Below are 13,790 nucleotides of genomic sequence, written 5' to 3'. Positions count from 1 at the left end.
TCTCGCTGGCCGAATGGCGTGGCGGTAGTGCCGATCACGCCGCCCCTCTGGCCGAGCTGGAAGAGCGTGTCGCCGAAGCCGGCTACCCCTGGATACCCGCCGATATGCCGGCGTCCGTTTCCAACGAAGACAGCGTTCCACCGCCCACCCCCTTCGGTCACAGCTTGGCTCCCATGAACGGTATCGAGGAGCAGATCGAGGGGCTGCAACGCTGGGCCGATGCCCAGGCCGAGCCGATCGGCATGCCGCCGGTGATGGTGGCGCTGGAGGATCCGGTGGGCATTGCCGCCGATCTGGCGGGGCTGATGGGGGCGAGGCTGCGTGAAAAGATGGCAGATCCCGACCACGCCCGCCCGCTAGCGATCTCCTCAGCCATAGCCAATATCCGTCAGAGTATTCGTGAAGATGCCGAGAATCGGCAGATCTATCGCACCGAACGTAGCGCCTATCAGTTGGTTTACGGTGGAGGCTATGGAGGTGGCGGGGCAGCGCTGGCAGGAGCATTAAGCTCCAGGGTGCGTGAGCGGCAGCAGGAGATGTTGGAGCGCTGGCGTGACCCCACACCCGAGCAGTTGGCAACTGCCCGAGACGCCGCTTGGAGGAGCTACCGCGACAAGCTCGACAGGCCAAGGTTGCAATCATGGGAGGCCGCTTGGCAACAGGAGTTGCAGAGTTTCGATACCGAGCAATTGGCCCCGCTGGCTCAAGCCCATGTGGAGTGGATGGAGAGCGATAACCTCTACCAGCACCTGGACGCCCAACATGACGACAAGGACATCGATTCCGGTGCTTCCTTTGTCGATACGCTGCTGCTATGCATCCAAGACACTCAGGAGTATGCCCCTTGCGCAGCGCTTTACGAGCGCTGGCTCTCTGCTACGACCGTTGAGCGGCGTAATCTGGTGTTGAGAGCCTTGGGTTACCATCAGGAGCTGATACTGGAACAGTGGAAAGGGCAAGTGGGGAGTGGCCTGCAACCGGAAGCTTTGCATGGTTTACCCTGGAATGGCCTGATCAATGGCTACGACGAGGCGCTTGAAGCGCTCCGTGAGGGGAGCAAGAACGCGGTCGTACGACTGACAGTCGCTATGGGCGGCCCCTTCGGTAAGGTGGCCGCAAAAGCGGTTGACCGGGCCGTGGGGCCGGCGTTGGTGGCAATGGGCGTCATTGCCCGTGCGCCGGTGATCCTGGTGGATGTGACGATGAGTAGAGGCCAGGCAATTGCGGAGCTGATCGCCCGCATGGTGGCGGTCAATCCCGAAGTGGGAGCGTTGGCTGATCTGAATCGTGCGATCGATATCCAGATGCGCAAGGCGCGCATCTACGGCACTGCTGTCGAAAGCGCCGGTCGGCATCGTTACCTGATCATGGCTGATCCCAGGGTCGTTGGGGATTTTCCCGGAAAGGACGCCCAGGGCAATGCCCGCCGTTTCGCCGAGGCCGTTATCCTGACCCCGGCCGATCGTCAGGAAATGACACGTTTGCGTTGGCGCCAACTGCTGCCCACTGAGGCCGGATTAGGCGTGGTGACGGGCATACTGCAGATCATCGCGCTGGGCAAGCTAGCCGATGACCTGGCCAATAGTCTGGCGCATGAGAAGAACGAAAACCGCTGGCGCTATCACACTGGCCTTGCGGGTTTGGTGGGGGTGCTGTCGGAGACAGTTGGCAGATGGTCGGAGAGGGCGGCGCAGACAGGTAGCCGCATTGCCAAGGCGCTGGAGCGATACGTTGGCGTTGCCTTGCGTATAGTAGGGAAAACTTTGGGTATTGCCACAGGTGTGGCGATGGCAGCATGGGACGGTATCCGTGGGCGTCAGGAGCTCCAAGAGGGGAATGCAGTGGGTTGGCTCTACTTTTCAAGTATGGGAGCAACAGTGGTTGCGATGGTCGCCTTCACGAAATTGGGTGCGTGGATTTTTGGTGCTGCCACCACCGGTGTGGGTATCGTCATGATTGTGTTGGTGATCGTTATCGCCGTCCTGATAGAGATCTTCAAGGACAACAAGGTGCAGGACTGGCTGGAGCGATGTTATTTCGGCAAGTTCGAGACAAGCGAACGCTACCTGGACCCTGATTTGGAGCTGCGCGAATTGGAACTGGTCCTTAACGACATGAAAGGCTGACGTATGGATTACGCCGGATTGGATTACCGCAATATCCGTTTCCCCGTGGATCGCCCCCTGACCGAGGCCGAGCGCGCGGCACGTTACCACCAGAAGAAGCCAAGTAGCGCGCCGCCGATGGATTTCTTATCGGTGATCAGGTTTAATAGCAGTTACATTGACATCGTGGACCGCTGGTATCCGATCAAGGGATTCAATACTTGGTTTGGAGTCTGCGTCATTTTACTTTCCGCTGGGGGGGGGGCAGGGATATATAGTGCTCTATTTTTTTCCGGCCGCACCGCACCTGTAGAGATGGTGGACTGGATTGGACTAAGCTTTTTGACTCCGCTTTTCCTAGCACTCGTTTGGGGAGGCTGGTGGCTGATACGAACCGAGTGTGGCCGCTTGACCCACTACCCCATGCGCCTGAATCGAAAGACACGACAGGTGCATTTCTTCCGCCAGAACGGCACCATCCTGACGGTGCCCTGGGACTCACTGTTCCTGACTTTAGGGAGGGAAAAGAGCCCACTCAGCGGCACCACTTATGACCTGCGTGCCCACGTATTGGATGCTGATGGCGAAACGGTGCGCGAGTCGTTTTCACTGGGATATCCATCATTACTGGGAAATGCTGAGTCGATCGACAAGTTCTGGGCCTTTCTGCAGCCCTATATGGAAGCGAAGGATGGCGTAGAGCGCACTTGGCGTCATCTCAAAGAGAGTACGGGATATTTGATGCCGGTAGATGGGCGAAAAGAGGGCTGGCGCTGGAGCATCGTGCAAAATTATGCCTGGACGGGTCATTGGCCATGGCTACAGTTGATTGGCTCCCCCGTGCTGGGGCTTAACGCCATCGGCCGGATGTTTGCAATGTGGACCAGCAAGGTGCCGAAGTGGCCTGATGAGGTGGAGCGGGAGAGCCAGGTGGATGCGGATGATCCCTACGTGCTGACGTGGCGCGACAATGGCCCGATCGGCTGGTGGGAGCTTTACTGGCCGCTGATCTGCACCGTTATTGGCGTAGGTGGCTTCGTCGGTGTGATTGGTTGGATCGTATCCGGGCTTTGGCGCTAGTAGAGGCTGGTAAAGTGAATTGAGCGTGAGGCCTCGCCCTTGATAGCTTGCTGCTGGCCAAGGGCACCGGCGTTATCCACATGCAACAGGCTGCCTACTCGCAGCCGGTTAATTTTGCAACGGCACGCCGCCCACTGGCCGAGCCGCTCGGCATGTCGCCGGTGATGGTGGCGCTGGAGGATCCGGTGGGCATTGCCGCCGATCTGGCGGGGCTGATGAATGCCAGAACGAACGCCTGATCAAGGCAGGTGAAGCCCTCTGGCCATTGTTCTGCTTCTTGCTGGACTGAGCGGAGGCGCTGACAATCTTCTACTTCTTGTTTCGGGGATACTTTGCAACCTCGCCTTGAAGCCATCTCTGAGGAGGGGGCTGAGTGGCCCGCTATCGTGATATCATGCGTCGGTGTAGCCGAAGAATTTCCTCGGTGAACAAGAACCTGGCAAAAGCGCTGGAGGAATTGCCGGAGTACGATCAAGCGAAAGTGGCCCAGATCGAAGAGGAGCTCCAGGAACTGCAAGAGGCGATCGATACCCTCGTGCCACGCATGGATGCCGACTACGCCCAGTGGTTAGTGCATAGATTATGCGACGCGTTGGATCGCTACGACGACATGGTTTCTCAATGTAGTCTGCGCGTGACGAAAATCGCCAGTAATGCCTTGCTGGGAGGCGTGCTTTCCACCAACAGCGAAAGGGCATGGCAGAACCTGATGGAGCAGTTGGACTCCCCCCACTAGAAGTGACCCCCTCCAGAGCTTGGCCGGGTTCGGACAGGCAAAAAAGAAAAACGGATCATAGGAGATATCCATGCGTCATTTCATTGCCACGACATTCGGCGGTCTTTCACTTCGCTACTTCTTGCGCCAGCTGTTCTTCGGCATCGGAATGTCGGTGTTGATCGTCTTTGCTATCACGCAGGGAGATGGGCAAATACGTATGGATCAACTACTGTTGCTGACCGTTAATGCTTTGTTGTACCCCTATTCGCGCTTCATTTACGAACAGGCAGTGGGGTTCCTGCTGGGAGACAATGTGTTCTTCGTCAATGCGGTGATGCTGCTGGTGGTGAAAATATTCACCATGACGCTCTGTTGGAGTTTTGCCATCTTCATCGCACCGCTCGGGCTTGCCTATCTTTTCTTCTATCATCGCCGGGCGCAGAGCCATGAAAACATCGAGGGGTGAGGGCGGCAGGTAAGCATAAGAGAGCCTGATCCGATAGCAAACGTAAACGTCCCGCCGACTCGGCGGGACGTTTACGGTCGTTACCCTGATTTCGCCATGCCTGAGTCGGCTGCTATCCCTCTTCTTTCCCTTGGTCGGCCCGCGCATCCAGCTCGGCGCGCCAGGCCATTAGTTGGGCGTAGCGCTTCTCCTGGCCGTGTTCGCTGGGCTGGTAGAAGGTCTCTCGCGGCACTTCCTCGGGCCAGCAGTCATGATCGCTGCCCGCGGGGTAGCCCTCCGCCTCGTTGTGGGCGTAGCGATAGCCATGGCCGTGGCCCAGCGACTCCATCAGCTTGGTCGGGGCGTTGCGCAGGTAGGTAGGAACCCCGAGCCGGGGCTGGGCAGCGACGAACGCCTTGGCGCGTTTCCACGCCTGGTCGATGGCGTTGCTCTTGGGGGCGATGGAAAGATGGATCGCGGCATGGGCAATGGCGCGCTGGCCTTCGTAGTCGCCCAGGCGCAGGTAGGCGTCCCAGGCCGCCATGACCAGCGGCAGGGCGCGAGGGTCGGCGTTGCCGACATCCTCGGAGGCGATCGCCGCCAGCCGGCGCACCACGTCGAGCGGATCGCCGCCACCCTGGATGAAACGGGCAATGTAGAGCAGCGCCGCGTCCTGGCGCGACGAGCGTACCGACTTGTGGATCGCCGAGAGCAGGTCGTAGAAATGGTCGCCCTGCTTGTCGAAGGCGCTGGTCTGATGGCCAAGCGCGGTATCCAGCGCTTCGCGCGGCAGCCTTTCGCCTTCGCCCTCGGGCACGCTGAAGTCGCAGGCGGTTTCCAGCATGCCCAGGGCGCGCCTGGCGTCGCCGGCGGCGGCGCGGGCCAGGATGGCCAGCACCTCGTCGTCGACTGCGATGCGGCGCCCGCCCAGCCCTCGCTCCTCGTCGCGCAGGGCACGCTGCATTACTTCGATGAGTTCGCTCTCGTCGAGTGAGGTGAGCACGTGTACGCGGGCACGCGAGAGCAGCGCGGAATTGACTTCGAACGAGGGGTTCTCGGTCGTGGCACCGATCAGCGTCAAAAGGCCCGACTCCACGTGAGGCAGAAGGGCGTCCTGCTGGCTCTTGTTGAGCCGGTGTATCTCATCGAGGAACAGCAGGGTAGGCTGGCCTTGGGCCTGTATGGCCCTGGCCCGCTCTACCGCGGCGCGGATCTCCTTGACGCCCGCCATCACCGCGGAAAGCCGCTCCAGGTGCGCACCGGAGTGTTCGGCGAGGATTTCGGCCAGGGTGGTCTTGCCGGTACCTGGCGGCCCCCACAGGATCATCGAGCGCACAATGCCGCTCTCGGCCATGCGCCGCAGCGGCTTGCCCGGCCCGACCAGAGCCTGCTGGCCCACGTAGTCGTCGAGACGGCGAGGGCGCATGCGATAGGCCAGCGGGGCGTTGTCGTCGTGCGCCTGGCCGAAAAGATCCATGGAATGTACTCCTCATGCTGACGTGCAGTGCCGGTCAGGCGGCTAGCACTAACTCAATGGGTTGCAATACGACTTTGGGCGATGTGCGGGAATGGGCCAAAGGGTCTAGTGTGATACACATCCCGCCATTCGTGTCGTGTCTTGTTGGCGACAGGGCCGTATCTCGATAGCGACATGACTGAACCTGCTTTCGTCCCGCGACTCCAACCACTATACCCGCTCATCGTAAGAGGAGCCTCGACATGCCCATGCTGACCCAGCTGCGTCAGGATCATGCCAACATGGCGCGCTTGTTGCACGTTCTGCAGCTCAAGCAAAAGGCCTTGGCCAATGGTGACCGGCCCAACTTTCAACTGGTGCGTGAAGTCGTCGATTACATCCTTGACTACATGGAGGATTTCACCGTTCCGCTGGAGCGTGTCTGCTCGGATCGGTTGCAGGCCCTGGCCCCGGAGTGCAGGGCTTTCACCGAGCGCTTGTCGAGCGATTACCAGGCCTTGCGGCAGCGCCTGATGCGGTTGTCCAACGATATCGACATGATCCTGATGGACGCGGTGGTCCCAATGGATCGCTTCGCCGAGGACCTGAAAGCCTATCTGGTTGCGCACCGCAACTACCTGCGCGACGAACGCGAACTGCTCTTCCCGTTGATCGGCGAATATTTCGACGACAATGACCTGGAACACCTGGCCCAGACACTGCCTGAAGGGGCGGCGGCCAAGCTGGAGCGTTTGCAGGAGGCCTATCCGGAACTCTACGCCGAACTGTGCGAAACCCCGGAGCCGACGGCCTGAGGAAGACGTTGGCGAAGCGAGGGCTTCAGCTCGCTCGGCATGCTGCTAGAATAGGCCCCTTCGAGTAGTAGCCGAGCGAGTTCCATGAGCACCGTTTCGCCATGTCCGGCCCGATATTGATCTTCGATTCCGGCGTTGGCGGCCTATCGGTGGTGCCGCCCCTGCGGCGCCGCTTGCCCGATGCCGCGCTGGTGTATGCCTGCGATAATGCCATGTTGCCCTATGGCGTACGTCCCGATGCGTGGCTGGTGGAGCGCATTCTGGCGGTGTGCGAGGCGGCGGTCGCGGCCAGCGGCTGTTGTGTGCTGGTGGTGGCATGCAATACTGCCAGTACCCTGGCGCTGGAGGCCCTGCGTGCACACCTGACGGTACCGGTGGTGGGCACGGTGCCGGCGATCAAGCCCGCCGCGGCCATGAGCGTGAGTCGGCACATCGGCCTGCTGGCGACCAGCGCCACCGTGGCGCGCCCCTACACCGATCGCCTGATCGAGACCTTTGCCGCCGACTGTCGCGTCACACGGGTTGCCGCCGACCCGCTGGTGCGCGAGGCCGAGCGCTTTCTGGCCGGCGACGAGCCGGACCAGGCCATCATCGACGCCGTTACGGCGCCGCTGTGGGAGTCCACCGATCTCGATACGGTGGTGCTCGGTTGCACCCATTTCCCGCTGCTTGGCGAGAGGATGAGCGCGGCATCGCCACGGCCGATACGCCTGGTCGATTCCGGCGAGGCCATTGCGCGGCGTACCGCCGAGGTGGCCGGCGACCCCACGCCCAGGACAGGGCGCGACCAAGGGCTGGCTACGGCGCCCGATGCGCGGCTTGCCCGAGCCCTGGCCGTCTTCGATTTCGACGAACCACGCCTGCTGATCGTCGGCTGAACCCCTTTTCCTTCCTGCACACGACAGGAGTTGCCGTGTCCATTCCCGTTGTCGACCTCGCGCGCTATGACCAGCAGCTCGCGGCCAAGCGTGAACGCATCACCCAGCAGTTCCAGCGTTTCGGTCCGCCGGCTCTGGAGGTGTTTCCCTCACCGCCGAGCCACTACCGTCAGCGCTGCGAGTTTCGCCTATGGCATGAAGGCGACGACCTCTACTACGCCATGTTCGAGGTCGATCGCGACGACCCCAAGCACAAGCGGGTGATTCGACTGGATGACTATCCCGTTGCCAGCCGGCGCATCAACGAACTGATGCCACGCTTGCGCGAGGTGCTGCTGGAAAACGACGTGCTGCGTCGCCGCCTGTTCCAGGTCGAGTTCCTGACCACGCTTTCCGGCGAGGCGCTGGTCACGCTGATCTATCACCGGCCGCTGGACGGTGCCTGGGAGGAGGCGGCCCGCTGGCTGCAACAGCACCTCGATATCTTCGTCATCGGCCGTTCGCGCAAGCAGCGGCTGGTGCTCGAGCGCGACCATGTCTGGGAGCGGCTGGAAGTGGAAGGGCGCACGTTCCACTACCAGCAGGTGGAAAACAGCTTTACCCAGCCCAATGCCGAGATCAACCGGGCCATGCTTGCCTGGGTGCGGGATGTGACCCGGGGCAGCCAGGCTGGTGACCTGGTGGAACTCTACTGCGGTAACGGCAACTTCACCGTTGCCCTGGCCGAGAACTTTCGCCATGTGCTCGCCACCGAGATCTCGCGTACCTCGGTGGCCAGTGCCCAGCAGAACCTGGCAGCCAACGCCATCGACAACGCTGTGGTGGGACGCATGTCGGCCGAGGAGTTCAGCGCTGCACTGAAGGGCGAGAAGGGAGGGCGGCGGGTGACCGAGATGACATTGGAAGCCTATGACTTCTCCACCGTACTGGTGGACCCGCCACGCGCCGGCCTTGATGAAGCCAGTTGCCGCCAACTGAGCGAATACTCGCGAGTCGTCTATATTTCATGCAACCCCGATACATTGGAGCGCAACCTGGAGACGCTGAGCCGCACTCATCGGGTCGCTCGTTTCGCGTTGTTCGATCAGTTCCCTTGGACACATCACTGTGAATGTGGGGTGTTGCTGGAGAGAAAGGACGCTTGAGACTTCACTTCTGGTCGGGAAAGGTTCGTCGTTGTCAAGTAGCGAAACGTTCAGTCTTGATGCACAACCGACATGCTCCATGAGAAGGCTGGCAAGTCGGTGGGGCGCGGAGCTGGGCTGCAGTAAGCTTCCCGACATGTGACCGCGAGTCACGCCGATTCTTTCCCAGGGCCGCAACGGCCCCAGGCAGCCGAGGTGAGGGATGCAATACGAGACGATCGAAGTTGGACGGCAGGAAATTCTCAAGCAACTGCGCGAACGCCTGGAGAGCCGACTCGACAAGACGCGGGCCGAGGAGGTGGAAGCCTTCTCCCGCCATTTCTATGCCACGGCGCCGCTGGAGGATCTCGCCGACCGCCGGCTAGACGACCTCTATGGGGCCACGCTCTCGGTATGGCACTTCATCCAGCACTTCGACCATGCCTCGCCCAAGGTGCGCGTCTTCAATCCTGACTTCGAAGAGTACGGCTGGCAGTCCTCGCATAGCTTCGTCGCGGTATTGCACGAGGACATGCCTTTTCTGGTCGACTCGGTGCGCATCGAGCTGAATCGTCGTGGCCTGACCGTGCATGCCATCCATAACGCCGTGCTGGCGGTGGAGCGCAATCGTAACCACGAGTTGCTGCGTGTCGTGTCGCCGCGAGACGCCGACGCACCCGACAATCGCGAGTCGATGATCGCCATCGAGATCGACCGCCACTCCAATCCGGAAGTGCTGGCCGAGATCGAGCAGTCGTTGCACGAGGTGCTGCGCGACGTACGCACTGCCGTGGGCGACTACGAAGCCATGTGCGATCGGGCTCGTCAGGCCGTTGCCGAACTTCAGGCCAGCCGCCCCGAGCAGATTGAGCCTGGCGATCACGAAGAAGCCGTTGCCTTCATCGAATGGCTGATACGCGACAACTTCACCTTCCTTGGCTACGACGCCTACGACATCGAATCCGACGCCGAGGGCGACCGGCTGGTCAGGGACGAACAGAGCAAGCTGGGCGTGTTTCGCCTGGATCTGTCACGCTACCAGGAACGTATCCGTACCGAGCTCGGCATTGATGGCAACCGTTTCGTGCTGGCACCGCAGCTGCTCTCCTTCGCCAAGAGCGCGCACCATGCCCGGGTGCACCGTCCCACCTACCCGGATTACATTTCGATCGACCGCTATGACGAGCAGGGTCGTCTGGTCGGCGAACACCGCTTTCTCGGTCTGTTCACATCCAGCGTCTACAACGAATCACCGCGCAACATTCCGCTGCTGCGGCGCAAGCTCAAGGCGGTGATGGAGATCGCCGGCTTCAATCCCAAGGGGCACAACGGCAAGCAACTGCTGCAGATCCTCGAGGTATATCCGCGCGACGATCTGTTCCAGATCGATACCCAGGAACTTGCCCACACGGCGCTGGGTATCCTGGACATCCGTGAGCGGCGCCGGGTACGGCTGTTCATCCGTACCGACCGCTCCGGGCGCTTCCACTCGTGCCTGGTGTTCGTGCCGCGTGACGTCTTCTCCACCGACCTGCGCGTGCGCATCCAGAACCTGCTGTGTGAAGAGCTCGACGCTACCTTCGGTGACTTCAACACCTATCTTTCCGAGTCGATCCTGGCGCGCATCCAGTTCATTCTGCGCTTCCGTGGCGACGCTCCGCACGAGGTCAGCCTCAAGCGCCTCGAAGCCAAGGTGGCCCAGTTGGCCCGCAGCTGGCGCGACGAATTGCACGAGGCATTGGTCGAAGGGTTCGGCGAGGAGCAGGCCAACCGGCTGATGGATCGCTTCCGCGACGGCTTCCCGGCCAGCTATCGCGACGACTTCGGCTCGCGTACGGCGGTGTTCGACCTGCAGCACCTGGCCGAGCTCGATGCCGGCGAGCCGCTGGCGCTCTCTCTCTACCGCCTGGTGGAGGAGGAGGGTAGCGGGGTCAATCTCAAGCTGTTCCAGCGTGACCACACCATCCCGCTCTCCGACGTGCTGCCGGTGATGGAGAACCTGGGGCTGCGAGTGATCGGCGAGCGCCCCTACGAGATCGTCGCGCCCGATGCGCTCTACTGGCTGCACGACTTCAACCTGGAGCACCACACCAGCACCGAGGTCAGCCTGCAGAAGATGCGCGAGCCTTTCATCGAGGCATTCAAGCGTATCTGGGTCGGCGAGGCGGAGAACGACGGCTTCAACCGCCTGGTGATCGCCGCCAACCTGGACTGGCGCGAAGTGGCCATGCTGCGGGCCTATGCCCGCTACCTGAAGCAGATCCGCTTCGGTATGTCGCAGGATTACATCGCCACGACTCTGACCAGCTATCCGGAAATCACCCGTGAACTGGTGGTTCTGTTCCAACTGCGCTTCGACCCCGAGCAGCGTCCCGACGATGCCGAGATCGACGCCTGCATCGAACGCATCAATCGCCACCTCGACGGTGTGGCGAGCCTCAACGACGACCAGCTGTTGCGCCGTTTCGTGGAGATGATCCAGGCCACGTTGCGGACCAACTACTACCAGCGTAGCGCCGACGGCGGGCTCAAGGACTACATCGCCTACAAGCTCGATCCCAAGCGAATCACCGGCATGCCCAAGCCGCGCCCGGCCTATGAGATCTTCGTCTGTTCGCCACGGGTCGAGGGCGTTCATCTGCGCGGCGGCAAGGTGGCGCGCGGTGGGCTGCGCTGGTCGGATCGCCAGGAGGACTTCCGCACCGAGGTGCTGGGCCTGGTCAAGGCGCAGCAGGTGAAGAACGCGGTGATCGTGCCGGTGGGTGCCAAGGGCGGTTTCGTCTGCAAGCGGCTGCCCGAGGGTGGCGACCGCGACGCCATCCAGCAGGAGGGCATCGCCTGCTACAAGACCTTCATCCGGGCGCTGCTCGATGTCACCGACAACCTGGTCGGAGGCGAAGTGGTGCCGCCGAAGAACGTGGTGCGGCATGACGAAGACGATGCCTACCTGGTAGTCGCGGCCGACAAGGGCACCGCGACCTTCTCCGACATCGCCAACGAGATCTCCGCCGAATACGGCCACTGGCTTGGCGACGCATTCGCCTCGGGCGGCGCCAACGGCTACGACCACAAGAAGATGGGCATCACCGCACGTGGCGCCTGGGAGTCGGTGAAGCGCCACTTCCGCAATCTCGGCTTGAACACCCAGGAGGAAGAGTTCAGCGTCGTCGGCATCGGCGACATGGGCGGCGACGTGTTCGGCAACGGCATGCTGCTCTCCGACAAGATCCGCCTGGTGGGCGCCTTCAACCACCTGCACATCTTCGTCGACCCGAACCCCGATGCGGCGGCCACCTTCGCCGAGCGCGAGCGCCTGTTCCATCTGCCGCGTTCCAGCTGGGAGGACTTCGATGCCTCGCTGATCTCCGAGGGAGGCGGCGTGTTCAAGCGCAGCGCCAAGTCGATCCCGATCTCGCCGCAGATGAAGGAGGCCTTCGGCATCGAGGAGGATCGCCTCTCACCCAACGACTTCATCCGGGCGATGCTCAAGTCCCACTTCGACCTGCTGTGGAATGGCGGCATTGGCACCTACGTCAAGGGCAGTGCCGAGACCGATGCCATGGTCGGCGACAAGGCCAACGACGCGCTGCGCATCAATGGCGGCGAACTCAACTGTCGCGTGGTCGGCGAGGGCGGCAACTTGGGCCTGACCCAGCGCGGCCGCATGGAGGCGGCTGCCCGCGGCGTGCTGGTCAACACCGACTTCATCGACAATGCAGGTGGCGTCAACTGCTCCGATCATGAGGTCAACATCAAGATCCTCATCGACGAGGTGGTCAAGCGCGGCGACATGACCGAAAAGCAGCGCAACCAGTTGCTGGCCGACATGACCGAGGAAGTGGCAGACCTGGTCATTCTCGACAACTATCGGCAGACCCAGGCGCTGGATCTTTCGCAGATCCTGTCGCGCTATGGCATCGGCCCGTATCGTCGCTTCGTCAGCGAACTCGAAGCCGCCGGCCAGATCGACCGCGAACTCGAGTTCCTGCCTTCCGACGAGGAGCTGCAGGAGCGGGCCAATGCCGACCAGGGCATGACCCATCCGGAGCTCTCGGTGCTGATCTCCTACGCCAAAAGTGTGCTCAAGGGCCATGTACTGGCTTCCGACGTGCCCGACGACCCCTACATCCAGCAGTACGTGGAGCGGATCTTCCCGCGGGTGCTGGTCGAGCGTTTCCAGGAGGAGATGTACGATCACCGTCTCAAGCGCGAGATCGTTACCACCCAGGTGGCCAACGATCTGGTCGATCACATGGGCATCGTTTTCGTGCGCCGCCTGATCGATTCCACCGGCGCCAGTCCGGCCGATATCGCCCGGGCCTACGTCGTCGCGCGCGATAGCTTCCAGCTCTCCGACCTGTGGGAGCGAATCGAGGCGCTGGACAACCAGATACCGAGTCAGGTGCAGTACGCCATGATGCTCGACCTGATGCGGCTCATCCGGCGCACTACCCGCTGGTTCCTGCGTCAGCGTCTGGGGCTTTCCACTCGCGACGCCATTGAGTACTTCGCACCTCGTGTCGCTCAGTTGCAAGAGAGCATCGGCGAGTTGCTGCGCGGCGAGGAGCGCGAGCGCTGGGAGCAGAAGCGCGCTGAGCTGCTCGAAGCCGGCGTTCCCGAGGAACTTGCCGCCACGGTGGCGGCTTCGGGCAGCCTCTACGGTGCGCTGGGCATCATCCAGGCGGCGCGTCAGGCCGACGAGAAGCCGCAGCGTGTCGCCGAGGTCTTCTTCGAGATCGGCAGCCGCCTCGAGCTGCCGTGGATGATCCAGCAGGTGAGCAACCTTCAAGTGCGCGACAGCTGGCAGGCCCAGGCTCGTGAAACCTTCCGCGACGATATAGATCGTCAGCAGTTGGCGCTGACCGTCAGCGTGCTCAAGACCGAGGATGGCCGCGAGCCTGACGACAGGGTCGACAACTGGCTGGCCATGCATGCCTCGCTGCACGAACGCTGGTGCCGCCTGATCGCCGAGGTGCGTGGAGGCAGCCAGGCGAGCTTCCCGCTGTTCGCGGTGGCGGTGCGCGAGCTGGTCGATCTGGCCGAAAGCAACGGCGAGACCTGAGCGTCTCCGGCCTCCTTGTAGTGCTGCGAACCCTGCCCTTGTGGCGGGGTTCGTCGTCTTGGGCCAAAGGCGCTGCTATAATCCGCCCGCCTCGTCATTCGCCAACT

10 protein-coding genes are annotated in these 13,790 nt (G+C 61.9%); 9 read left to right on the top strand and 1 reads right to left on the bottom strand.

Features of this window, described 5'->3' with window-relative positions; genetic code table 11:
• The 5 genes from HOP51_RS08845 to HOP51_RS08825 form a co-directional block, all read left to right on the top strand.
• Positions 1 to 2,126 (top strand): T6SS effector BTH_I2691 family protein (locus HOP51_RS08845; RefSeq protein WP_234273558.1); only part of this gene is annotated, 2,126 nt, incomplete at its 5' end.
• A gap of 3 nt (positions 2,127 to 2,129) precedes the next feature.
• Positions 2,130 to 3,185 carry a DUF6708 domain-containing protein gene (locus tag HOP51_RS08840; protein ID WP_234273557.1) on the top strand — a complete coding sequence of 352 codons (1,056 nt, stop codon included), beginning with the start codon at positions 2,130 to 2,132 and terminating at the stop codon, positions 3,183 to 3,185.
• 80 nt (positions 3,186 to 3,265) lie between these two features.
• The gene (locus HOP51_RS08835) at positions 3,266 to 3,424 is read left to right on the top strand and encodes a hypothetical protein (protein ID WP_234273556.1); all 159 of its coding nucleotides are present in this window, start codon (positions 3,266 to 3,268) and stop codon (positions 3,422 to 3,424) included.
• Between the two features lie 185 nt (positions 3,425 to 3,609).
• Entirely contained in the window at positions 3,610 to 3,921 is a 312-nt protein-coding gene (locus HOP51_RS08830; RefSeq protein WP_234273555.1) for a hypothetical protein, read from the top strand.
• 70 nt (positions 3,922 to 3,991) lie between these two features.
• Positions 3,992 to 4,369 (top strand): hypothetical protein, encoded by a 378-nt coding sequence (locus HOP51_RS08825; RefSeq protein WP_234273554.1) that lies wholly within the window; start codon positions 3,992 to 3,994, stop codon positions 4,367 to 4,369.
• Between the two features lie 112 nt (positions 4,370 to 4,481).
• Here HOP51_RS08825 and HOP51_RS08820 read toward each other — a convergent pair whose 3' ends face one another.
• The gene (locus HOP51_RS08820; protein ID WP_234273553.1) at positions 4,482 to 5,825 is read right to left on the bottom strand and encodes a replication-associated recombination protein A; all 1,344 of its coding nucleotides are present in this window, start codon (positions 5,823 to 5,825) and stop codon (positions 4,482 to 4,484) included.
• Positions 5,826 to 6,073: 248 nt separating this feature from the next.
• Here HOP51_RS08820 and HOP51_RS08815 point away from each other — a divergent pair, with 248 nt between their 5' ends.
• The 4 genes from HOP51_RS08815 to HOP51_RS08800 all read left to right on the top strand — a co-directional run bounded on the left by HOP51_RS08815 (position 6,074) and on the right by HOP51_RS08800 (position 13,683).
• Complete coding sequence (locus tag HOP51_RS08815) at positions 6,074 to 6,619, top strand: hemerythrin domain-containing protein (RefSeq protein WP_234273571.1); 546 nt, start codon at positions 6,074 to 6,076, stop codon at positions 6,617 to 6,619.
• A gap of 101 nt (positions 6,620 to 6,720) precedes the next feature.
• The gene (gene murI / locus HOP51_RS08810; protein ID WP_234273552.1) at positions 6,721 to 7,497 is read left to right on the top strand and encodes a glutamate racemase; all 777 of its coding nucleotides are present in this window, start codon (positions 6,721 to 6,723) and stop codon (positions 7,495 to 7,497) included.
• 35 nt (positions 7,498 to 7,532) lie between these two features.
• On the top strand, positions 7,533 to 8,642 hold the full coding sequence (gene trmA, locus HOP51_RS08805; protein ID WP_234273551.1) for a tRNA (uridine(54)-C5)-methyltransferase TrmA: 1,110 nt from the start codon (positions 7,533 to 7,535) through the stop codon (positions 8,640 to 8,642).
• Between the two features lie 202 nt (positions 8,643 to 8,844).
• Positions 8,845 to 13,683, top strand: a complete 4,839-nt coding sequence (locus tag HOP51_RS08800; protein ID WP_234273550.1) for an NAD-glutamate dehydrogenase — start codon at positions 8,845 to 8,847, stop codon at positions 13,681 to 13,683.
• Positions 13,684 to 13,790 lie beyond the last annotated feature (107 nt).

It is taken from the genome of Billgrantia zhangzhouensis (genome assembly GCF_021404465.1).
In the GTDB taxonomy this organism is placed as follows: Bacteria; Pseudomonadota; Gammaproteobacteria; order Pseudomonadales; family Halomonadaceae; genus Halomonas; species Halomonas zhangzhouensis.
Note: the sequence above shows the minus strand (reverse complement) of the source record. Positions and strands in the feature narration are given on the sequence as shown.

Excerpts from the sequence above, each read along its gene's own strand:
- HOP51_RS08840 (WP_234273557.1), top strand. The coding sequence starts at position 2,130 with ATGGATTACGCCGGATTGGATTACCGCAATATCCGTTTCCCCGTGGAT.
- HOP51_RS08835 (WP_234273556.1), top strand. The coding sequence starts at position 3,266 with ATGCAACAGGCTGCCTACTCGCAGCCGGTTAATTTTGCAACGGCACGC.
- HOP51_RS08825 (WP_234273554.1), top strand. The coding sequence starts at position 3,992 with ATGCGTCATTTCATTGCCACGACATTCGGCGGTCTTTCACTTCGCTAC.
- HOP51_RS08820 (WP_234273553.1), bottom strand. The coding sequence starts at position 5,825 with ATGGATCTTTTCGGCCAGGCGCACGACGACAACGCCCCGCTGGCCTAT.
- HOP51_RS08815 (WP_234273571.1), top strand. The coding sequence starts at position 6,074 with ATGCTGACCCAGCTGCGTCAGGATCATGCCAACATGGCGCGCTTGTTG.
- murI (WP_234273552.1), top strand. The coding sequence starts at position 6,721 with ATGTCCGGCCCGATATTGATCTTCGATTCCGGCGTTGGCGGCCTATCG.
- HOP51_RS08800 (WP_234273550.1), top strand. The coding sequence starts at position 8,845 with ATGCAATACGAGACGATCGAAGTTGGACGGCAGGAAATTCTCAAGCAA.